23 protein-coding genes are annotated in these 19,200 nt (G+C 62.1%); 6 read left to right on the forward strand and 17 right to left on the reverse strand.

The window, feature by feature from the left end; translation table 11 throughout:
• Window positions 1-168 precede the first annotated feature (168 nt).
• The 9 genes from AC07OP_RS16890 to AC07OP_RS16930 form a co-directional block, all read right to left on the reverse strand.
• Window positions 169-492: a DUF3392 domain-containing protein gene (locus tag AC07OP_RS16890; RefSeq protein ID WP_010207241.1), complete on the reverse strand. Its 324-nt coding sequence runs from the start codon at window positions 490-492 to the stop codon at window positions 169-171.
• Between the two features lie 18 nt (window positions 493-510).
• Window positions 511-1,713, reverse strand: a complete 1,203-nt coding sequence (gene hemW, locus AC07OP_RS16895; RefSeq protein WP_495102045.1) for a radical SAM family heme chaperone HemW — start codon at window positions 1,711-1,713, stop codon at window positions 511-513.
• On the reverse strand, window positions 1,710-2,306 hold the full coding sequence (gene rdgB, locus AC07OP_RS16900; RefSeq protein WP_027606096.1) for an RdgB/HAM1 family non-canonical purine NTP pyrophosphatase: 597 nt from the start codon (window positions 2,304-2,306) through the stop codon (window positions 1,710-1,712). The genes hemW and rdgB overlap by 4 nt, the downstream gene beginning before the upstream one ends.
• The gene (locus AC07OP_RS16905; RefSeq protein ID WP_027606095.1) at window positions 2,303-2,737 is read right to left on the reverse strand and encodes a DUF4426 domain-containing protein; all 435 of its coding nucleotides are present in this window, start codon (window positions 2,735-2,737) and stop codon (window positions 2,303-2,305) included. Before AC07OP_RS16905 ends, rdgB begins: the two co-directional genes overlap by 4 nt.
• 21 nt (window positions 2,738-2,758) lie before the next feature.
• A complete protein-coding gene (gene metW / locus AC07OP_RS16910) occupies window positions 2,759-3,379 on the reverse strand; it encodes a methionine biosynthesis protein MetW (protein ID WP_017735309.1) in 621 nt (206 codons plus the stop codon).
• A 7-nt stretch (window positions 3,380-3,386) separates the two neighbouring features.
• On the reverse strand, window positions 3,387-4,526 hold the full coding sequence (metX, locus tag AC07OP_RS16915) for a homoserine O-succinyltransferase MetX (RefSeq protein ID WP_027606094.1): 1,140 nt from the start codon (window positions 4,524-4,526) through the stop codon (window positions 3,387-3,389).
• 126 nt (window positions 4,527-4,652) lie between these two features.
• A complete protein-coding gene (locus AC07OP_RS16920) occupies window positions 4,653-5,240 on the reverse strand; it encodes a YggT family protein (protein WP_065938117.1) in 588 nt (195 codons plus the stop codon).
• Window positions 5,241-5,265: 25 nt separating this feature from the next.
• Window positions 5,266-6,084, reverse strand: coding sequence for a pyrroline-5-carboxylate reductase (gene proC, locus AC07OP_RS16925; protein WP_495102044.1), 819 nt, complete (start codon window positions 6,082-6,084; stop codon window positions 5,266-5,268).
• Between the two features lie 33 nt (window positions 6,085-6,117).
• Window positions 6,118-6,804 carry a YggS family pyridoxal phosphate-dependent enzyme gene (locus tag AC07OP_RS16930; protein ID WP_495102043.1) on the reverse strand — a complete coding sequence of 229 codons (687 nt, stop codon included), beginning with the start codon at window positions 6,802-6,804 and terminating at the stop codon, window positions 6,118-6,120.
• Window positions 6,805-6,861: 57 nt separating this feature from the next.
• Here AC07OP_RS16930 and AC07OP_RS16935 point away from each other — a divergent pair, with 57 nt between their 5' ends.
• Entirely contained in the window at window positions 6,862-7,896 is a 1,035-nt protein-coding gene (locus AC07OP_RS16935; protein WP_495102042.1) for a type IV pilus twitching motility protein PilT, read from the forward strand.
• Window positions 7,897-8,035: 139 nt separating this feature from the next.
• Here AC07OP_RS16935 and AC07OP_RS16940 read toward each other — a convergent pair whose 3' ends face one another.
• Window positions 8,036-8,671 carry a C40 family peptidase gene (locus AC07OP_RS16940; protein ID WP_065938120.1) on the reverse strand — a complete coding sequence of 212 codons (636 nt, stop codon included), beginning with the start codon at window positions 8,669-8,671 and terminating at the stop codon, window positions 8,036-8,038.
• Between the two features lie 250 nt (window positions 8,672-8,921).
• Between AC07OP_RS16940 and AC07OP_RS16945 the strand changes: the two genes are divergently transcribed.
• Window positions 8,922-9,350, forward strand: a complete 429-nt coding sequence (locus AC07OP_RS16945) for an NINE protein (protein WP_027606088.1) — start codon at window positions 8,922-8,924, stop codon at window positions 9,348-9,350.
• A gap of 126 nt (window positions 9,351-9,476) precedes the next feature.
• Here AC07OP_RS16945 and AC07OP_RS16950 read toward each other — a convergent pair whose 3' ends face one another.
• The 7 genes from AC07OP_RS16950 to gshB all read right to left on the reverse strand — a co-directional run bounded on the left by AC07OP_RS16950 (window position 9,477) and on the right by gshB (window position 15,465).
• Window positions 9,477-10,748: a dihydroorotase gene (locus AC07OP_RS16950; protein ID WP_495102041.1), complete on the reverse strand. Its 1,272-nt coding sequence runs from the start codon at window positions 10,746-10,748 to the stop codon at window positions 9,477-9,479.
• Entirely contained in the window at window positions 10,745-11,749 is a 1,005-nt protein-coding gene (locus AC07OP_RS16955; protein ID WP_027606086.1) for an aspartate carbamoyltransferase catalytic subunit, read from the reverse strand. The genes AC07OP_RS16950 and AC07OP_RS16955 overlap by 4 nt, the downstream gene beginning before the upstream one ends.
• Window positions 11,750-11,773: 24 nt before the next feature.
• Complete coding sequence (gene pyrR / locus AC07OP_RS16960; RefSeq protein ID WP_065923847.1) at window positions 11,774-12,280, reverse strand: bifunctional pyr operon transcriptional regulator/uracil phosphoribosyltransferase PyrR; 507 nt, start codon at window positions 12,278-12,280, stop codon at window positions 11,774-11,776.
• Window positions 12,281-12,433: 153 nt separating this feature from the next.
• Complete coding sequence (gene ruvX / locus AC07OP_RS16965; RefSeq protein WP_005792259.1) at window positions 12,434-12,871, reverse strand: Holliday junction resolvase RuvX; 438 nt, start codon at window positions 12,869-12,871, stop codon at window positions 12,434-12,436.
• Window positions 12,871-13,440 (reverse strand): YqgE/AlgH family protein, encoded by a 570-nt coding sequence (locus AC07OP_RS16970; RefSeq protein WP_027606084.1) that lies wholly within the window; start codon window positions 13,438-13,440, stop codon window positions 12,871-12,873. Before AC07OP_RS16970 ends, ruvX begins: the two co-directional genes overlap by 1 nt.
• Window positions 13,441-13,528: 88 nt before the next feature.
• Window positions 13,529-14,434, reverse strand: coding sequence for an energy transducer TonB (locus AC07OP_RS16975; protein ID WP_495102040.1), 906 nt, complete (start codon window positions 14,432-14,434; stop codon window positions 13,529-13,531).
• A gap of 77 nt (window positions 14,435-14,511) precedes the next feature.
• Window positions 14,512-15,465 carry a glutathione synthase gene (gene gshB, locus AC07OP_RS16980; RefSeq protein ID WP_065923845.1) on the reverse strand — a complete coding sequence of 318 codons (954 nt, stop codon included), beginning with the start codon at window positions 15,463-15,465 and terminating at the stop codon, window positions 14,512-14,514.
• Between the two features lie 240 nt (window positions 15,466-15,705).
• Between gshB and pilG the strand changes: the two genes are divergently transcribed.
• The 4 genes from pilG to AC07OP_RS17000 are packed head-to-tail and all read left to right on the forward strand — an operon-like array spanning window position 15,706 to window position 19,110.
• Complete coding sequence (gene pilG / locus AC07OP_RS16985; RefSeq protein ID WP_027606081.1) at window positions 15,706-16,113, forward strand: twitching motility response regulator PilG; 408 nt, start codon at window positions 15,706-15,708, stop codon at window positions 16,111-16,113.
• 46 nt (window positions 16,114-16,159) lie between these two features.
• Window positions 16,160-16,525, forward strand: a complete 366-nt coding sequence (gene pilH / locus AC07OP_RS16990; RefSeq protein ID WP_003234583.1) for a twitching motility response regulator PilH — start codon at window positions 16,160-16,162, stop codon at window positions 16,523-16,525.
• Between the two features lie 12 nt (window positions 16,526-16,537).
• Complete coding sequence (locus AC07OP_RS16995) at window positions 16,538-17,062, forward strand: chemotaxis protein CheW (RefSeq protein WP_065938125.1); 525 nt, start codon at window positions 16,538-16,540, stop codon at window positions 17,060-17,062.
• Window positions 17,059-19,110 (forward strand): methyl-accepting chemotaxis protein, encoded by a 2,052-nt coding sequence (locus AC07OP_RS17000; RefSeq protein ID WP_115485583.1) that lies wholly within the window; start codon window positions 17,059-17,061, stop codon window positions 19,108-19,110. Before AC07OP_RS16995 ends, AC07OP_RS17000 begins: the two co-directional genes overlap by 4 nt.
• The last annotated feature ends 90 nt before the right edge of the window (window positions 19,111-19,200 follow it).

A 19,200-nucleotide genomic window follows, 5' to 3' on the forward strand; every position in this document is an offset into this window, starting at 1 on the left:
GACCCGCGTCCAGGCCTCAAATGTGTAAACGATGTCCCCGGTTTCAGATGTAAACGATGTCTACGGTTCTACACCCCGATAGCTGAGGGTCAGTCGACATCAAAGTGACTGATCCACCGCTATCGGTGGCAAGCCCCCTCCCACAGTTGTTTTGTGTTGGATTTGAGGTCAGCGGCGATCGGCGACGACGCCAATCAGCACCAGCACCACCACCAGCACCGGCGCCAGGCTGTAGTTATTGAACTGGCTCAATCCCCGCACAATCCACGGCGTGGCGTAGATCAGCGCGGCACCACTGCCGATCATGCACAGCAAGGCCATCAACGGTACGCGCAACGCGCCGGCAACGCTGCCCAGGCGTGCTTCGACCCAGCCCTTGATGTCGGCGCCAAACAGCACCAGCAAACAGCCCACAAGGGCCAGGGAGATTTCCGATAGGTTGCTGCGGCTCCAGCGGGATACGGTGGCGAGCAGGTCGAGTACCAGATCCATTCGATTTCCTTAGAGCGATCAGCTCAAAAACTTCTGCAACAGGTCATTGAGAAAGAGTTGCCCGCGATCGGTGGCCGCCAGGCGTGACGGTTCGACCTGCATTAAGCCACTTTGTTCTGCCTCGCGCCGCGCCTCGTCGAGGCTCGCCAGGTCGAGGCCGGTGCGTTCGGCGTAGAGCGTGGCGTCGACGCCCTCGGTGAGGCGCAGGGCGTTCATCAGGAACTCGAACGGCAACTCTTCGTTGGTCAGCTCCTTCGCCCCGGCCTGGAAGCTTTTGGCCGGGTTGAGGTAGTCCTTCGGCGCGCGGGTCTTCCAGGTGCGCACAATGCGCCCGTCCGGATGGCTGAGCTTGCCGTGGGCCCCGGCGCCGATGCCGATAAAGTCACCGAAGCTCCAGTAGTTGAGGTTATGTCGCGCCGGGCGCCCGGGCTGGGCGTAGGCCGACACTTCGTATTGTGCGTAACCGTGTTCGGCCAGCAGCGCCTGGCCGGCTTCCTGGATGTCCCACAGGGTATCGTCTTCCGGCAGCGCGGGCGGCTGGTTCCAGAACACGGTGTTGGGTTCCAGGGTCAACTGGTACCAGGACAGGTGTGTGGGTTTGAGCGCGATGGCCTGGCGCAGGTCGCTCAAGGCATCGTCCAGGGACTGGTCGGGCAAGCCGTGCATCAGGTCCAGGTTGAAGTTGTCGAACCCGGCCTGGCGCGCCATCCCTGCGGCGCGTACGGCTTCGTCGCCGTTATGGATGCGGCCCAGGGCCTCAAGCTTTGCCTGCTGGAAGCTCTGGATGCCGATGGACAGCCGGTTGATCCCCAGCGCGCGGTAGGCGACGAACTTCTCTTGCTCGAACGTGCCGGGGTTGGCTTCCAGGGTGATCTCGATGTCGGCGGCAAACGGGATGCGTGCTTCCACTCCTTTGAGCAATCGGCCCAGCGCCGCAGCGCTGAACAGGCTTGGCGTGCCGCCGCCGAAGAAGATCGAACTCAGTTCGCGCCCATACACCGCGTGCAGGTCCTGATCGAGGTCGGCCAGCAAGGCGTCCACATACTCTTCTTCCGGCAGCACCTTGCTGGCGGTGTGGGAGTTGAAGTCGCAGTAAGGGCATTTGCGCACGCACCACGGGATGTGGATGTACAGCGCCAGGGGCGGCAGCACCGGCAGCGCCGCCCGAGGTGTTTGCGCGCCACCGTGGATCAGCGGCTGCGCGGAGGTGTTCCGGGTCATTTCAAGCCCAGGCGCTGGCGCAGCAAATCCATTGCGCGGGCACGGTGGCTGATCTGGTTCTTGTCGGCCGGGCTCAATTCGGCACTGGAGACATTGCGCTCCGGCACCCAGAACAGCGGGTCATAGCCAAAACCGTGCTCACCGCTGGCCGCGTGCAGGATGCGCCCGTGCCACAGGCCTTCGCAGAGGATCGGCAGCGGGTCATCGGCATGCCGTACCAAGGCCAGCACACAGACGAACTGCGCGCCGCGCATCGCGTCCGGCACGTCCTTGAGCGCGTCCAGCAACTTGGCGTTGTTGGCCGCGTCGCCCTTGCCGTCGGCATAACGCGCCGAATAGATGCCAGGGGCGCCGCCAAGAAAGTCCACTGCCAGCCCCGAGTCATCCGCCAGCGCCGGAAGGCCCGAGATGCGTGCGGCATTGCGCGCCTTGAGGATGGCGTTCTCGACGAACGACAGGCCGGTCTCTTCCGGCTCCACCTGGCTGAACTCGCCAATCGAGCGCAGTTGCACGGACTCGCCGAGCATGGCCTGGAGTTCTTTGAGCTTGCCGGCGTTATGGCTGGCCAGTACGAGTTGAGTAAGGTTCATCATTCCGCCGGAAACAGTTCCTGGTTGAATTGGAAGCTATGGGCTTTGCCGCCGGTTTCCACATTGATGGTAAACGTCTTGTATTCCCGCTGCGTCACGGAGTACGGCGCGAGGTAATTGATCCCGCCTTTCTCGTCGATTTGCTTGAACGTCAGGATCTCGCTCTTGCCGCCCAGGTCCTTGATGGTGCCTGTCACCTGCGCTGCCACCGGGGTTACGCCCTTGATCACGGTCACATTGATCAAGCCCTTCTCCTTGCTGCGCACCACGCCGACTTTCTGGGCGGTTTCCGGCTGCAGGAAGCTGGAGGTGAAGGTGTTGTAATGAACGGTGATATCACCGAAGTCTTTCTTGCGATTAGCGTCGATAGTGTCCGCCGCCATGGCGCTGGCGCCCAGGCATGCAGTCAGTAGAAAAATAGCCAAGCGACTCATGATCGTCCCTCTTGAAAATGATTAGACGGCAATCTTGTGATCCGTCAAGCCAGGGCTGCTGACCCGATAGATACCAATTTCGCCCAACAGATTGGGCCATAGCTTGCTTGCCCAGCCGTGACGATGCTGTTGATCGACGGCCAGGCGGTTGATCACCTTGGCTTCACGCTCGCCACACAGGGCTTCGAAGTCTTCGAAGGTGCAGAAGTGGATGTTCGGCGTGTTGTACCAGGTGTACGGCAGGAAATCCGAGACCGGCATGCGGCCCTTGGTCGCCAGGTACCAGCGGCAGCGCCAGTGCCCGAAGTTGGGGAAGGTGATGATGCACTGGCGACCCACGCGCAGCATTTCGTCGAGGATGCGGTCCGGGTAGTGCACCGCTTGCAGGGCCTGGGTCATCACCACGATATCGAAGCTGTTGCTGGCGAAGTTGCCCAGGCCCTTGTCCAGGTCCTGCTCGATCACGTTGATGCCCTTGGCCACGCACTGGGCGATGTTGTCCGGGTCGTTTTCCAGGCCGTAGCCGGTGACTTGCTTGTTGTCGCGCAGCCAGCTCAGCAGTTCGCCATCGCCGCAGCCCAGGTCGAGCACGCGGCTGCCGGCGGGGATCCAGTCTTGGATGATGTCCAGGTCGGCTCTCATGGCGTTCTCACAAAGTAATGCGGTTCATGTAGTTGCTGAAAGCCTGGAGGTAGCGCGGGATCGGAATCAGGAAGGCGTCATGGCCTTGCGGTGCATCGATCTCCAGGTAGCAGACGTCTTTCTTGGCCGCCATCAGCGCATCCACCAGCTCTCGGGAGCGGGCCGGCGAGAAGCGCCAGTCGGTGGTGAACGACATGACGCAGAACTTGGCCGTGGCGCCCTCGAAGGTTTTCGCCAGGTCATCGTCGTGGTTGGCTGCCGGGTCGAAGTAGTCCAGGGCCTTGGTCATCAGCAGGTAGGTGTTGGCGTCGAAACGCCCGGAGAACTCCTCGCCCTGATAACGCAGGTAGCTTTCCACCTGGAACTCGACGCTGTGGAAGTCATAGTTGAGCTTCTCGCTCTTGAGGCCACGGCCGAATTTCTCGCCCATGGAGTCATCGGACAGGTAGGTGATGTGTCCGACCATTCGCGCCAGCATCAAGCCGCGCTTGGGGATCACACCGGCTTCCTGGAACGAACCGCCGTGGAACTCGGGGTCGGTGAGGATGGCCTGGCGTGCTACTTCGTTGAAGGCGATGTTCTGCGCCGACAATTTGGGCGCCGAGGCGATGGCCAGGCAATGGCGCACGCGATCCGGATACGTGATGGTCCATTGCAGGGCCTGCATGCCGCCCAGGCTGCCGCCGATCACGGCGGCCCATTGTCGGATACCCAGCAGGTCGGCGAGGCGCGCCTGGCTGTGCACCCAGTCTTCCACGGTGAGTACCGGGAAGTCGGCGCCGAACGGTCTGCCGGTTTCCGGGTTGAGGCTGCTGGGGCCGGTGGAACCGTTGCAGCCGCCGAGGTTGTTCAGGCTGACGACAAAGAACTTATTGGTGTCGATGGGCTTGCCGGGGCCGATGCAACTGTCCCACCAGCCAGGCTTGCGCTCGTCAACGCTGTGGAAACCAGCGGCGTGATGATGGCCGGAGAGGGCGTGGCAGATCAGCACGGCGTTGCTCGCCGTGGCGTTCAGTTGGCCGTAGGTTTCATAAATCAGGTCATAGGCAGGCAGCGAACGACCACAGGCCAGGGCCAGCGGTTCGCTGAAGTGCGCCACTTGGGGCACGACCAGTCCAACAGAATCGGGGGGGAAGGCAGTTGGCATCGACCCTGCTCTCGTTTAAATGAGGCGTAAGTCTAAAGACCGATGCACCCAGCGGCAAGCAAAGGCCAAATGTGGGAAGGGGCCGGTCGAATCGTCGCACCGCCCCTCCTGCATTTGCTTCGCCTGTCAGATCAGCCCGAACAGTAACTTGGGCATGTTCGCGAAGTCAGCCAGGTACGGGATGCCCCAGCCTTGTATCAGCTGGATCGCGATAAACGCGAAGATCGGCGAAATATCCAGGCCGCCGAGGTTGGGCACCCAGCGACGGAACGGCGCGAGCACCGGCTCGGTGATCTGAGACACCAGCTCGGCACCTGGGCTGCGGCTACCCGGTGCGACCCAGGACAGGATCACGCTGATGATCATCGACCAGAAGATGATCTTCAAAAACAACGAGAAGATCCCGATCAGTGCCCATGGCAACAGCAGCACGGTGTAAGGCAGGTAGCCCTTGAGCATCAGGACCAGCGCGAACAGCAGGATCTGCAGCAGCAATGCCAGCACCAGCGACGACATGTCCAGGCCGAACATGCTCGGGACCACCCGGCGCAGGGGCTTGAGCAGCGGTTGCGTGGCCTTCACCACGAATTGGCACAGCGGGTTGTAGAAGTTCGCCCGCACCAGTTGCAGGATAAAACGCATCAGCACGATCAGCAGGTACAGGCTGCCCAAGGTCTGGATGATGAAGATGACGGCGTCATTGAGTCCAAGCATCATTTATTCCTTCGTAGGGGGACGACTATTTGCCCAGCTGCTCGGCCATTTCAGCCGAACGATGTGCTGCGGCACCCAGTGCTTTTTCCACCAGGGCTTCAAAGCCCCCGGCCTGGAACGATTCGATGGCAGCCTGCGTGGTGCCGCCGGGGGAAGTGACGCGGCGGCGCAACTCGGCAGCGTCCACTTCACTGGAGACAGCCATTTTCGCGGCGCCCAGGGCGGTTTGCTCGGCCAGTTGCTCGGCGACTTGCTGCGGCAGGCCCAGTTTCACGCCGGCGGCGGTCATGGCCTCGATCAGCAGGAAGAAGTAAGCCGGGCCGCTGCCCGAGACGGCGGTGACCGCGTCCAGTTGCTGCTCCTGTTCCAGCCACAGGGCGATGCCCACGGCAGACAGCAGTTCCTGGGCCTGGTCACATTGCTCGGCGGTCACCTCGTGGGTGGCGTACAAACCGCTCACACCCTGGCGCAGCAGCGCCGGGGTGTTGGGCATGCAACGTACGATCGGCTGGGCACCGAGCCAGTTGTTCATGCTGGCGCAGGTGATGCCGGCGGCGATCGACACCACCAGTTGGTGCGGCTGCAGGCTTGGGCGCAGGCTTTCGCACACGGCCTTCATGGCCTGTGGCTTGACCGCCAGCACGATCACATCGACACCTTGGATGGCTTCGGCGTTATCGGCGAAGGTTTCGATACCGTGCTCGGCGCTGACGCGGGCACGGGTCTCGGCGCCCGGATCGCTGGCGCGGATCTGCGCCGCTTCCAGGCCCTTGGCCCGCAGGCCGCCGATCAGGCTGGCCGCCATGTTGCCGGCGCCGATAAAGGCAATACGCGTGTTGCTCATGACAGGTCCTTACTTAGATGGATGTCAGCCATTTCATGGCTGGCCGTAGTCGCGGGCGCCAAACAGGGCGGTACCGATCCGCACCCAGGTGGCGCCCTGGGCGATGGCCGACTCAAGGTCGTGACTCATGCCCATGGAAAGTGTGTCGAGCGGCAGGTTCAGGCTGTTTTGCAGGTCGCGCACGCTGGAAAACGCGGCGTCTTGTTCGGCACGATCGTCCGTCGGCTCGGGAATCGCCATCAGGCCCCGCAGCTTCAAGCGCGGCAGGGCGCTGATGGCGTTGGCCAGGGCCGGCAGGTCGGCGGGGGTGCAGCCGGACTTGCTGGCCTCGCCACTGACATTGACCTGGATGCAGATATTCAGCGGTGGCAGCTCGGCCGGGCGTTGCTCGGACAGGCGTTGTGCAATTTTGAGACGGTCCACGGAATGCACCCAAGCGAAATTCTCGGCGATGGCGCGAGTCTTGTTCGATTGAATGGGGCCGATGAAGTGCCAACTCAAGGGCAGGTCGGTTAATTCGGCCTGCTTGCCCAGGGCTTCCTGCAGGTAGTTTTCGCCAAAATCACGCACCCCGGCGGCATAGGCTTCACGCACGGCTTGGGCGGGTTTGGTCTTGCTCACGGCCAGCAGATGGATGCTGCTTGCGTCACGTTGCACGGCGTCGGCTGCGGCGCGGATGCGCTGGCTAACCTGGCCGATGTTGTCTGCTATCGTCGACATTCAAGATGCGCCCGTGGATATGGAGTCCGCGGCATTCTACTGGAAATGGAAAGCCCTATGGATATCACTGAATTACTGGAGGCCGGCGTGCGTCGCGGCGCTTCCGACCTGCATTTGTCGGCCGGTGTGGCGCCCATGCTGCGCATTGATGGCGAAGTCTGGCCATTGGATTGGCCAGTGCTTTCACCCCCGCAAGTGGCGGATTTATTGAGCCCTTTGCTCAACCGCTACCAACAAAAGGATTTCGAAACATCTCTTGAAACGGATTTTGCCTTCGAGTTGCCGGGCGTGGCGCGGTTCCGGGCGAACGTATTCCAGCAGGATCGCGGCATGGGCGCGGTGTTTCGCACCATCCCGGGCAAGGTCCAGAGCCTGGAAAACCTCGGCCTGGGGGAGGTATTCCGGCGTATTGCCCAGTTGCCGCGTGGCCTGGTGCTGGTGACGGGCCCCACCGGCTCCGGCAAGTCCACTACCCTGGCGGCGATGATCGATTACCTCAATCAGCATCGGCGCCAGCACATCCTCACGCTGGAAGACCCCATCGAGTTTATCCACACGCCGAAAATCGCCCTGATCAACCAGCGCCAGGTGCATCGCGACACCCACAGTTTCTCGCTGGCCTTGCGTTCGGCGCTGCGCGAAGACCCCGACGTGATCCTGGTGGGCGAACTGCGCGACCTGGAAACCATCCGCCTGGCCCTGACGGCGGCTGAGACCGGGCATCTGGTATTTGGCACCCTGCACACCACCTCGGCGGCAAAGACCGTGGACAGGCTGGTGGACGTGTTCCCGGCGGGGGAAAAGGCCATGGTCCGCTCGATGCTGTCGGAGTCGCTGCAGGCGGTGGTGTCCCAGGTGCTGGTCAAGAAGGTTGGCGGCGGGCGGGTGGCGGCCCATGAAATCATGCTGGGCACGCCGGCCATTCGAAATTTGATCCGCGAGGACAAAGTGGCGCAGATCGTCTCGGCGATTCAGACCGGCGGTGCGTTGGGTATGAAAACGCTGGATATGAGCTTGAAGGCGTTGGTCACGGAAGGCGTGATCAGCCGGGAAGAGGCGCGGGAGAAGGCGAGGGTGCCTGGGGATATCTGAGGGGTTGTGGACGACACAAATCGAATGTGGGAGGGGGCTTGCTCCCGATAGCGGTGGATCAGTCAGCTTATCTGTACCTGGCCCACTGCTATCGGGAGCAAGCCCCCTCCCACATGTACTACTGCATTCCAGCTTCAGATCAGCGTTGTACTACCCGCAAGGTGTTCTGCTCTTTCGGCAGAACCCGCTTGGCAATCACGTAGTTCTTGTCCCAGAACGGCTTTTTCAGCGTGTCGATGCTGACCGACTTGCCACGACGCGGTGCGTGGATGAAGCGGTCGTTGCCCAGGTAGATGGCTACGTGGTTCACCTGGCGGCTCTTCAGTTTGAAGAACAACAGGTCACCCGGTTTCAGGTCCTTGCGCTCAACCTTCTGCCCGTGACCGGCGGCCATGGCGTTGGAGGTGCGCGGCAGATCCACGGCCGCTACGTCGTTAAACGCATATTTCACCAGGCCGCTGCAGTCGAACCCTTTACTTGGGCTGCTGCCGCCCCAACGATAAGGAGTACCGAGCACGTTTACGGCGCGGCTGAGGACGGTGCTGCTTTGCTTGGTGTTGACTGCCATCAGGCCTGGAACTGCTTTACCGTGGGCCTTGCTCAGTTGAGTCGGGCGGCTGACGGTCGGCTTTGCCGATTTGGCAGTGCTGGGCGCGCTGTGGACTTTAGGGGTGAAACCGTTGACGTTCGGAAGTCGTTGCTCACGATTGGTGGCGTGGGCGGCCAGTGGCATTAATAGGCAAATGGTTAGCCATGTCTTTAAAAATGGTCGCATTAGGCGTGGCTCTTATGGGTTTGCGCGCAACTTTATAACAGCTTTTTGTGTCGTTCTCAGGCCGTTTGTCGACTGAACCTTGGGGTCAAACTCAGGAAAAACGCGACGATTCGCCGCGATTGTCCTACACAAGTCAGGTGGCATAAGGCTTTCAGGGGAGGGAAGATACCATTTGCCGTACGTCGGGCGCCTGTAAAAAAGTCACAAAGAAAGTGAAAAAATTTATCTATCGAAGCAAAAGAGGTACGCCATGAACACCTATCAACAGGTTGGTCCGCAGCAAGACACCCACAGCAAGGTGATCGGTTACCTGCTCTGGATTTTCGGGTTTACCGGGGCACATCGTTTCTATTACGGCAAGCCGGTCACTGGAACGATCTGGTTTTTCACCCTCGGCTTGCTGGGGATCGGCTGGCTGATCGACCTGTTCCTGATTCCGGCCATGGACCGTGAAGCGGACCTGCGTTTTACCGCTGGGCCTATCGAATACAACGTGGCGTGGATTCTGTTGGCGTTTCTGGGGGTGTTCGGCGTGCACCGCATGTACCAGGGCAAATGGATCACCGGCCTGATCTACCTGCTGACCGGCGGCTTGTTCCTGGTGGGGGTGCTGTATGACTTCTGGACGTTGAATACCCAGGTTTCGATCCGCAATGCCGAGCGCAATGGCGGCCGGTAGATCATAAATAACCTGTAGGAGCGAGCTTGCTCGCGAAGAACGAATAGACAATGCGGGCTACCTGATAGCGCTGCGTTATCGTTAACGTTCTTCGCGAGCAAGCTCGCTCCTACAGTTTTTAATGGCTCAAGCTTGGTAGCTGATGCGCCCATCCACCAAGGTGTAGCGCACGCTCGCCGGCAGGCTATGGCCGATGAACGGGCAGTTCTCACCCTTGGACAGCCAGTGCTCGCCCGCAACCGTGGAGCCGGCCGGGTCAAACAGCACCAGATCCGCCGCCGACCCCACCGCCAGCTTGCCCGCCGGCAGGCGCAAGGCCTCGGCCGGGCCTGCACTCAGGCGTGCCAGCAGTGTCGGTAGGTCCAGCAAACCGTCTTCCACCAACGTCATCGCCAGCGGCAGCAACAGCTCCACGCTGCTGATGCCCGGCTCTGTCGCGCCGAACGGCGCCAGCTTGGCATCGCGCTCATGGGGCTGGTGGTGGCTGGAAATCGCCGAGACCACACCGGATTTGACTGCCGCACGCAAACCGTCACGATCGGCCAATGTGCGCAGCGGCGGTTGCACGTGGTAAAGGCTGGAGAAGTCGATCAGCGCCTCATCCGTCAGCAGCAACTGATACAACGCCACGTCTGCCGTCACCGGCAGGCCACGGGCCTGGGCCTGGGCGATCAGGGCCACGCCCCGGGCGCTGGTCAGTTGGCTGAAGTGCGCACGCACGCCGCTTTGTTCCACCAGCAGCAGGTCACGGGCCAGGGCTACGGTTTCAGCGGTTTCCGGAATGCCCGGCAAGCCGAGGAAGCTGGCGACCGCACCTTCATGGGCCAGGCCGCCTTCGGCCAGGTCGCGGTCCTGGGAGTGGAAGATCACCGTCAAATCGAAGGTGGCCGCGTATTCCAGGGCGCGGCACAGGGTGCGGGTGCTGTGGAAACTCTCCAGGCCGTTGCCGAACGCCACGCAACCGGCATCGCGCAGGGCGATCAGTTCGGCGAGTTGTTCGCCTTCCAGGCCTTTGCTCAGGGCGCCGATGGGGAACACTTTGCAATTGCCGGCCTCACGGGCACGGTCGAGGATCAGCTCGGTCACGGCCGACGTGTCGAGCACCGGCTTGGTGTGCGGTGGGCAGCACAGGCTGGTGACGCCACCGGCTGCGGCCGCGCGGGTCTCGCTGGTGATATTGCCTTTGCGGCTGAAGCCCGGCTCGCGCAGGGCGACGTTCAGGTCCACCAGGCCGGGCGCGGCCACCAGGCCTTTGGCGTCGATGGTCTCGCTGGGGCTGAAAGCACCGGGCGCGGTACCGATGGCGATGATCCGGCCGGCCTCCAGGTGCAGATCGGTAACCTGATCCAGGCCACTGGCCGGATCGATGACTCGGGCGCCGAGAATGCTGAGCTTCACTGGGCCTTCTCCTGCTCGAATTGACGTTGCGCGGTTTGCCCGCTCATGGCCATGGACAACACCGCCATGCGCACGGCGATGCCATACGTGACCTGGTTGAGAATCACCGACTGGCTGCCGTCGGCCACCGCCGACTCAATCTCCACGCCTCGGTTGATCGGCCCCGGGTGCATCACGATGGCGTCCGGCTTAGCGCCGGCCAGGCGTGCGGTGGTCAGGCCGAACAGACGGTAGAACTCGCCTTCGCTCGGCAGCAGGCCACCCGACATGCGTTCGCGTTGCAGGCGCAGCATGATCACCACGTCCACATCCTTGAGGCCTTCGGTCATGTCGGTGTAGACCTTCACGCCGTATTGCTCGATGCCGATGGGCAGCAGGGTTTTCGGTGCGATCACGCGGATGTCCGGGCAACCCAGGGTTTTCAGGGCCAGCATGTTCGAGCGTGCCACCCGCGAGTGCAGGATGTCGCCGACGATGGCCACCGAGAGGTTTTCAAAGCTGCCCTTGTGCCGACGTATGGTGAGCATGTCGAGCATGCCCTGGGTCGGGTGGGCGTGACGGCCGTCGCCGCCGTTGATGATCGCCACCTGCGGGCACACGTGCTCGGCAATGAAGTGGGCGGCACCGGAGTCGCCGTGGCGCACCACGAACATGTCGGCGGCCATCGCTTCCAGGTTGCGCAGGGTGTCGAGCAGGGTCTCGCCCTTGCTCGCCGACGAGGTGGACACGTTCAGCGTGATCACGTCGGCCGACAGCCGTTGGGCCGCCAGTTCAAAGGTGGTGCGTGTACGGGTGGAGTTCTCGAAGAACACGTTGCAGATGGTCTTGCCGCGCAGCAACGGGACTTTCTTCACCGCCCGGCCGCCAACCTCGAGGAACGAGTCGGCGGTGTCGAGGATCTCGGTGAGCAGTTCGCGGGGCAAACCGTCGAGGGACAAGAAGTGTTGCAACTGGCCCTGAGCATTGAGCTGCAGCGGGCGCTTGGCATCTAGAGGCGTCATCGCGGGGACTCTTTACAAGGCGGTTTAAAGGGCAAGGTCTTGCAGTTCGAGTTCGAGCGGCGTGGGACCGGACAATTTTACTCGCTGGCTGGCCTCAAGGGACAGCGTGGCGCCAACCACGTCCGGGCTGATGGGCAGTTCGCCTGCGTCCAGGTCCAGCAGGCAGACCAGGGTGATGCTGGCCGGGCGCCCGTAATCGAACAGTTCATTCATGGCGGCGCGGATGGTACGGCCGCTCATCAGCACGTCGTCGATCAGCACCAGGTGCTGGCCTTCAATCTCGAACGGCAGGGCGGACGGGCGCACTTGTGGGTGCAGGCCGTTCTGGCTGAAGTCGTCGCGGTAGAAGGACACGTCCAGGGTACCCAAGGGTGAGTCGCTGCCCAGTTCGTCCAGCAACGCTTGGGCGACCCACACACCACCGGTGCGAATGCCGATAAAGCGCGGTTCGCTGATGCCACGGTGTTCCAGGTGCGTCTTGAGGCTAACCGCCATCTGGCGGATCAGTTCGGCGGGGTTTGGCAGACTCATGGTGGCTCCTTCAAGGCAGGCGATAGTGTGTAGGAGCGAGCTTGCTCGCGAAGAACTCACAGGCACCGTGTTCATCCAGGTTTCATGCGTTATCGTTGACGTTTTTCGCGAGCAAGCTCGCTCCTACAAAAAGCGACAGGCAAGCCGCGTCAGTCAGGATTCAAATAAAGCAGTGTTTTCGTCCAGCCAGCCCTGTAACAGCAAGGCGGCGGCGATGGCGTCCACCGGGTTGTCGCGGTAGCTGCCTTTCTGGCCGCCACGGTCACGGCGCTCGCCCTTGGCTTCAAAGGTGGTCAGGCGTTCATCGTGGGTATAGAAGGGCAGGTTGTAGCGGCCGTTAAGACGGCGGGCGAACTTTTCGGCGCGCAGGCACATGTCGCTGGGAGTGCCGTCCATGTTCAGGGGCAGGCCGACCACTACGGCATCGGGCTTCCACTCTTTGATCAGGGCTTCGACCTGGTTCCAGTCCGGTATGCCGTTCTGGGCCTTGAGGGTGCACAGCTCGCGGGCCTGGCCGGTGATGACCTGGCCGACCGCTACGCCGATCTGCTTGGTGCCGTAGTCAAAACCGAGGATCAGACGCAAGGCCATCAGGCGTGCCCCGCCTGGCTGGTCAGCAGGCTGAGGTTGACCCGCAGCTTGGCCGCGGCGGCTTCCAGGCGCAGTTCGCTTGCGGTGTTGAACAGGATGTCGGCATCGAACGGGCAGGTCAGCCAGGCATTGCTGGCCAGTTCGGCTTCCAGTTGCCCGGCTTCCCAGCCGGCGTAACCCAGGGTGATCACACTTTGTTCAGGGCCCACGCCGTCGGCGATGGCGAACAACACGTCCTGGGAGGTGGACAGCGAGACTCCGTCCAGGTCCACCGTGGCCTGGAACTTCGGCCCGGTGGGGTGCAGCACAAAGCCGCGATCGGTCTGCACCGGCCCGCCGATGTAGATCGGCACGCCCTGGCAACGGGCCGGCGGGTCGACCTCCGGGCGCAGTTGTTCAAGGATATCGGCCAGGTTCAGCGCCTGCGGGCGGTTCACCACCAGCCCCATGGCACCATTGGCCGTGTGCTCGACGATGTAGGTCAAGGTCTGCGCAAAGTTCGGGTCGGCCATATGGGGCATGGCGATCAGGAATTGGTGCTTGAGGTAGGTCGGGCTGACATTTTTCATGTCCGCTAGTGTGGCGTTGGAGGGGCGAACTGACAAGCTGGACGTGACCCGAATACAGTGCTGTCGGCTTTTCTGTAGGACGGCGCGTTCAGTTGCTGGAAAGGCGATCACCCTTGGCAAACTTCCAGGTGCGGATGATTTCCAGACGGTCCACATCGTTCAAGTCCCCGGTAAACGGGGCAAAGGGCGCTGCCAGGCGCACGATGCGTTGGGCGGCCTGGTCCAGCAGCGGCTGACCGGACGATTCCAGCACCTGCACTTCATATAAGGTGCCGTCGCGGTTGATCGACACCAATAGGCGCAAATTGCCGTAGATCTGCTGGCGCCGAGCCTCTTCCGGGTAGTTGAGGTTACCGATGCGCTCGACCTTCTTACGCCACTCGTCCTTATACCAGGCGCCCTTGTCGCGCATGGTCGAGGCGGCGTTCAGGCGGTAAATGCGTGGGCGCTTGGCGTACAGCTGTTGTTCATGGGCCAGTTCGGCCTCCAGGCTGGAAATTTCGTCGGACAGTGTCGAACTGTCGAACGTCGGCGCCGGCTTCACGGGCTCGGGTTGCGGCTCGGTCTTGGTTTTCTCGCGCTGGACTGGGGCTTTTTGCGGCTTGGGTGCGACGGTGGTCACCGTGGGCTTGGGCGTGGCCTGTTTGACTTCAGGCTTGGGCGCCGGCGGCGGTGTGACCTTATTGACCTTGTTGTCCTGGAAGGGCGCCACTTCGGTGGTCTTGGGGATCGCCTTCTTGTCCAGGGTGCCACTGCCCTGCTGGTTGTTCTGGGCGAGAAAATCCGCCTTCTCGGGCTTCTTTTCACTTTTGAACGTGGCGAGGGTGATTTCCAGGGTCTTGGTGATCTGCTTGGGCTCGACCATGGTGAAACCCACGCCGAGGATCAAGGCCAAGTGAATCAATGCGGCCAGGAACAGGGTAAATCCGAGCCGATCAGCCGGGCGCACGCCGCTGTGGGAGAGTTCGGAGGGCAGATCGGACGGGAGTGTCATGACAAAAAAACCAACATCGCGCGTTTCACAGGTCGCGCATGATAACGCAATGTTGGTGTGTGTCCGGCTGTTCTATGTCACTTGGCTTGCAGCTTGCGCTCGATGGCGGCCATCAACATTTCGCCGATGTTCGTGCCAAATGCGTTGTCGATCTCGCGAATGCAGGTCGGGCTGGTGACGTTGATTTCGGTGAGGTTTTCACCAATCACGTCAAGGCCGACAAACAGCAAACCCTTTTCCCGCAGGGTCGGGCCAACCTGGCTGGCGATCCAGCGGTCCTTGTCGGACAACGGCCGCGCTTCGCCACGACCACCGGCTGCCAGGTTGCCACGGGTCTCGCCCGCCGCCGGAATACGCGCCAGGCAGTAATCCACCGGCTCGCCGTCGATCATCAGGATGCGTTTGTCGCCGTCCTTGATCGCCGGCAGGTAGGCCTGGCCCATGATCTGCTGGGTGCCCAGGGCGGTCAGGGTTTCGAGGATCACCGACAGGTTCGGGTCGCCGGCGCGGTGACGGAAGATCGAGGTGCCACCCATGCCGTCCAGCGGCTTGAGGATCACATCACCGTGTTTGGCGGCAAATTCACGCAGCACGTCGGCGCGACGGCTGACCACGGTGGGCGGTGTGCACTGCGGGAACAACGTGGCGAACAGCTTTTCATTGCAGTCGCGCAGGCTTTGCGGCTTGTTGACGATCAGCACCCCGGCACGCTCGGCCTGCTCCAGCAGGTAGGTGGAGTAGACGAACTCCATGTCGAACGGCGGGTCCTTGCGCATCAGGATCACGTCGAGGTCGCTCAGGGGGCTGTCGATTTCGTCCTGCAGTTCGAACCACTTCTCGGGGTTGGCAAACACCTGCAGCGGGCGCATGCGTGCACGGGCCTCGCCGTCGCCCTGGTAAAGGTCGCGCTGTTCCATATAGAACAGGCTCCAGCCGCGGGCCTGGGCGGCCAGGAGCATGGCCAGCGAGCTGTCCTTTTTATAGGAAATGCTGGCGATAGGGTCCATGACAATGCCGACGCGAACGCTCATGGGGGATTTCCTCTAGCAAAATTGGGGCGCATAAAAGTGGCGTCAGAGTGGCGCTGCGGCTGTTGTGGGTCAAGGAAAAACCACCGGGCGGGTGCCTCGATAGATTGCTCCCCGAGACTGTGCTAAAAAGACTGCCACGGCGCAGCAGCCCTTGAATTCCAAGGCCTGCGGCGCTCATCCTGTGCAACATCAGGCAGTACACACCGAAAACCGATTCGCTGTGGCGATGGTAGAGCAGATATGGAACAGCATTCCAACGCCTTGAGAGTGATGGTGATCGACGACTCGAAGACGATCCGCCGCACCGCCGAGACGCTGTTGAAGAACGTGGGCTGCGATGTCATCACGGCCATCGACGGTTTCGATGCCCTGGCCCGGATTGTGGATCATCACCCGCACATTATCTTTGTCGACATCATGATGCCGCGCCTGGATGGCTATCAGACCTGCGCCCTGGTGAAGAACAACCCGGTGTTCAAGTCGATCCCGGTGATCATGCTGTCCTCCAAGGACGGCCTGTTCGACAAGGCCAAGGGGCGCATCGTGGGTGTCGATCAGTTTTTGACCAAGCCTTTCAGCAAGGAAGAGCTGCTGAGTGCGATCAAGGCCTATGTGCCCGGGTTCGCCGCAGTGGAACAAGCACACTGACGCCGCCTCACAAGGGCCGGTGCCGACCAATGTAGTGGGGAAAACCATGGCACGTGTTCTGATCGTCGACGATTCGCCGACCGAAATGTACAAACTGACCGGCATGCTGGAAAAGCACGGCCACCAGGTCCTCAAGGCCGAGAACGGCGCCGACGGCGTGGCCCTGGCCCGCCAGGAAAAGCCCGACGCCGTGCTGATGGACATCGTGATGCCGGGCCTCAATGGCTTCCAGGCCACCCGACAGCTGTCCAAGGAGCCGGAAACCAACGGCATCCCGATCATCATCATCACCACCAAGGATCAGGAGACCGACAAGATCTGGGGCGCACGCCAGGGTGCCAAGGATTACCTGACCAAGCCTGTGGACGAGGACACCCTGATCGCCACCCTGAACAAGGTGCTGGCCGGCTGACGGCACGCCATCATGACCGAGTCGCAAACCGCCTTCGAGTTGCTGCTGGACATCGACCGCCGCTGCCGCCTGCTGGCCGCCGACCTGCCATCCCAGGAAACCCGCCTGCAACGCTGGAGCGGGATTGGCTTTCGCCTGGGGCAGCATTGGTATGTCGCGCCCATGGGCGAAGTCGCCGAAGTCCTGCATGAGCCGCGCTGCACTTTAATGCCCGGGGTCAAGGCCTGGGTCAAGGGTGTTGCTAACCTGCGCGGGCGTTTGCTGCCGGTGATGGACCTCGGCGGCTTCCTTGGCCTTGAGCTGTCCAAGGCGCGCAAGCAACGGCGGGTGCTGGTGGTGGAATACAACGATCTGTTTGTCGGGCTGCTGGTAGACGAGGTGGTGGGGATGCAGCATTTTGCACAAGACGCCTTGCTGGCGAGCCCCAGCCCCGGCGCGCCATTTATCCAGGGCCAATTCGACGGCGAGCCGCTGTGGCAGGTCTTCAGCCCCTTCGCCCTGGCCCAGGCCCCAGGCTTCATGGATGTCGCCGCATGACCACCGCTACTACGCCCAAACCCTTGGCCGGCTCGCGCAGCCGCTCACAGATCATCGTGCTGTTTATCGCGCTGATCGTGTTCATCATGCTGCTGTTCGCCAACTTCGCGTACCTCAACACCCAGTCCACCTACGACAAACAGTACATCGGCCACGCCGGTGAACTGCGCGTGCTGTCCCAACGCATTGCCAAGAATGCTACCGAGGCCGCCGCCGGCAAGGCCGCCGCATTCAAGCTGTTGGGCGATGCGCGCAACGACTTTGCCCGACGCTGGGGCTACCTGAAAAAAGGCGACCCGGAAACCGGCCTGCCCGCTGCGCCCAGTGCGGTCCGTGCCGAAATGCGCGCGGTGCAGACCGACTGGGAGGCGCTGCTGAAAAACACCGACGCGATCCTCGCCAGCGAACAGACCGTGTTGTCCCTGCACCAAGTGGCCGCGACCCTCGCCGAAACCGTACCGCAATTGCAGATGGAGTCGGAAAAGGTCGTCGACATCCTGCTGCAACGCGGCGCGCCGGCCAGCCAGGTGGCCTTGGCCCAGCGCCAGTCGCTGCTGGCCGAGCGTATCCTGGGCGCGGTCAACACGGTGCTGGCCGGTGACGAAACCGCCGTCCAGGCCGCCGACACCTTTGGCCGCGATGCCAATCGCTTCGGGCAGGTGCTCAATGGCATGCTCAACGGCAACCCCGGGCTGCGCATCACCCAGGTCGAAGACCGTGATGCCCGCGCGCGGCTGGCGGAAATCGCCGAGCTGTTCGAGTTTGTCTCCGGCTCCGTGGATGAAATCCTCGAAACCTCGCCGCAGTTGTTCCAGGTCCGCGCCTCGGCGAGCAATATTTTCAACCTGTCGCAAACCCTGCTCGATGAAGCCTCGCACCTGGCCACCGGTTTTGAAAACCTCGCCAGCGGACGCAGCTTCGACACCATCGGCGGCTATGTGCTGGGCCTGTTGGCGCTGGCCTCGATCATCCTGATCGGCCTGGTGATGGTGCGCGAAACCAACCGCCAACTGCACGAGACCGCCGAGAAGAACGAGCGCAACCAGAACGCGATCATGCGCCTGCTCGATGAAATCGAAGACCTGGCCGACGGCGACCTCACCGTGACCGCCTCGGTGACTGAAGACTTCACCGGCACCATCGCCGACTCCATCAACTATTCCGTGGACCAACTGCGCGACCTGGTGGCCACCATCAACCTCACCGCCGGGCAGGTGGCGGGTGCCGTGCAAGAGACCCAGGCCACCGCCATGCACCTGGCCCAGGCCTCCGAGCATCAGGCCCAGCAGATCGCCGAAGCTTCCACCGCGATCAACCAGATGGCCCAGTCCATCGACCAGGTGTCGGCCAACGCGGCCGAATCCTCGGCGGTGGCGGAACGTTCGGTAGAAATCGCCAACAAAGGCAACGAGGTGGTGCACAACACCATCCACGGCATGGACAATATTCGCGAACAGATCCAGGACACCGCTAAGCGCATCAAGCGCCTGGGCGAGTCGTCCCAGGAGATTGGCGACATCGTCAGCCTGATCGACGACATTGCCGACCAGACCAACATCCTCGCCCTCAACGCCGCGATCCAGGCGAGCATGGCCGGGGATGCCGGGCGCGGCTTTGCGGTGGTGGCCGATGAAGTGCAACGGCTGGCCGAGCGTTCGTCGGCGGCCACCCGGCAGATTGAAACCCTGGTGCGCGCGATCCAGGCCGACACCAACGAAGCCGTCATCTCCATGGAACAGACCACCACCGAAGTGGTGCGCGGTGCACGGCTGGCCCAGGACGCCGGGGTGGCGCTGGAAGAGATCGAAGGCGTATCGAAAACCCTGGCCGCGCTGATCCAGAGCATCTCCAACGCGGCGCAGCAACAGACCTCATCGGCGGGGCAGATCTCCCTGACCATGAACGTGATCCAGCAGATCACCACGCAGACGTCGTCGGGCTCCACCGCTACCGCCGAGAGCATCGGCAACTTGGCGAAGATGGCCAGCCAGTTGCGCAGGTCGGTGTCGGGTTTCACCCTGCCTGCGGCCAAACAGGTTGATGATTGAAATGCAGTCAAAATGTGGGAGGGGCTTGCCCCCTCCCACACTAGATCTCTATTGGCTTTGAGATCCAGGCAACCCACGAATTCTAAGCGG

Source organism: Pseudomonas sp. GW821-FHT09D08 (assembly GCF_059416305.1).

What these genes read in the sequence shown, in the direction of transcription:
- AC07OP_RS16890 (WP_010207241.1), bottom strand. Translation starts at nt 492, where the DNA reads ATGGATCTGGTACTCGACCTGCTCGCCACCGTATCCCGCTGGAGCCGC.
- gshB (WP_065923845.1), bottom strand. Translation starts at nt 15,465, where the DNA reads ATGAGCGTTCGCGTCGGCATTGTCATGGACCCTATCGCCAGCATTTCC.
- AC07OP_RS16945 (WP_027606088.1), top strand. Translation starts at nt 8,922, where the DNA reads ATGAACACCTATCAACAGGTTGGTCCGCAGCAAGACACCCACAGCAAG.
- AC07OP_RS16920 (WP_065938117.1), bottom strand. Translation starts at nt 5,240, where the DNA reads ATGCTTGGACTCAATGACGCCGTCATCTTCATCATCCAGACCTTGGGC.
- ruvX (WP_005792259.1), bottom strand. Translation starts at nt 12,871, where the DNA reads ATGGCCTTGCGTCTGATCCTCGGTTTTGACTACGGCACCAAGCAGATC.
- AC07OP_RS16935 (WP_495102042.1), top strand. Translation starts at nt 6,862, where the DNA reads ATGGATATCACTGAATTACTGGAGGCCGGCGTGCGTCGCGGCGCTTCC.
- AC07OP_RS16970 (WP_027606084.1), bottom strand. Translation starts at nt 13,440, where the DNA reads ATGAAAAATGTCAGCCCGACCTACCTCAAGCACCAATTCCTGATCGCC.
- AC07OP_RS16975 (WP_495102040.1), bottom strand. Translation starts at nt 14,434, where the DNA reads ATGACACTCCCGTCCGATCTGCCCTCCGAACTCTCCCACAGCGGCGTG.
- hemW (WP_495102045.1), bottom strand. Translation starts at nt 1,713, where the DNA reads ATGACCCGGAACACCTCCGCGCAGCCGCTGATCCACGGTGGCGCGCAA.
- metW (WP_017735309.1), bottom strand. Translation starts at nt 3,379, where the DNA reads ATGAGAGCCGACCTGGACATCATCCAAGACTGGATCCCCGCCGGCAGC.
- AC07OP_RS16995 (WP_065938125.1), top strand. Translation starts at nt 16,538, where the DNA reads ATGACCGAGTCGCAAACCGCCTTCGAGTTGCTGCTGGACATCGACCGC.
- pilG (WP_027606081.1), top strand. Translation starts at nt 15,706, where the DNA reads ATGGAACAGCATTCCAACGCCTTGAGAGTGATGGTGATCGACGACTCG.
- rdgB (WP_027606096.1), bottom strand. Translation starts at nt 2,306, where the DNA reads ATGATGAACCTTACTCAACTCGTACTGGCCAGCCATAACGCCGGCAAG.
- metX (WP_027606094.1), bottom strand. Translation starts at nt 4,526, where the DNA reads ATGCCAACTGCCTTCCCCCCCGATTCTGTTGGACTGGTCGTGCCCCAA.
- pilH (WP_003234583.1), top strand. Translation starts at nt 16,160, where the DNA reads ATGGCACGTGTTCTGATCGTCGACGATTCGCCGACCGAAATGTACAAA.
- pyrR (WP_065923847.1), bottom strand. Translation starts at nt 12,280, where the DNA reads ATGAGTCTGCCAAACCCCGCCGAACTGATCCGCCAGATGGCGGTTAGC.
- AC07OP_RS16905 (WP_027606095.1), bottom strand. Translation starts at nt 2,737, where the DNA reads ATGAGTCGCTTGGCTATTTTTCTACTGACTGCATGCCTGGGCGCCAGC.
- AC07OP_RS16955 (WP_027606086.1), bottom strand. Translation starts at nt 11,749, where the DNA reads ATGACGCCTCTAGATGCCAAGCGCCCGCTGCAGCTCAATGCTCAGGGC.
- AC07OP_RS17000 (WP_115485583.1), top strand. Translation starts at nt 17,059, where the DNA reads ATGACCACCGCTACTACGCCCAAACCCTTGGCCGGCTCGCGCAGCCGC.
- proC (WP_495102044.1), bottom strand. Translation starts at nt 6,084, where the DNA reads ATGAGCAACACGCGTATTGCCTTTATCGGCGCCGGCAACATGGCGGCC.
- AC07OP_RS16930 (WP_495102043.1), bottom strand. Translation starts at nt 6,804, where the DNA reads ATGTCGACGATAGCAGACAACATCGGCCAGGTTAGCCAGCGCATCCGC.
- AC07OP_RS16940 (WP_065938120.1), bottom strand. Translation starts at nt 8,671, where the DNA reads ATGCGACCATTTTTAAAGACATGGCTAACCATTTGCCTATTAATGCCA.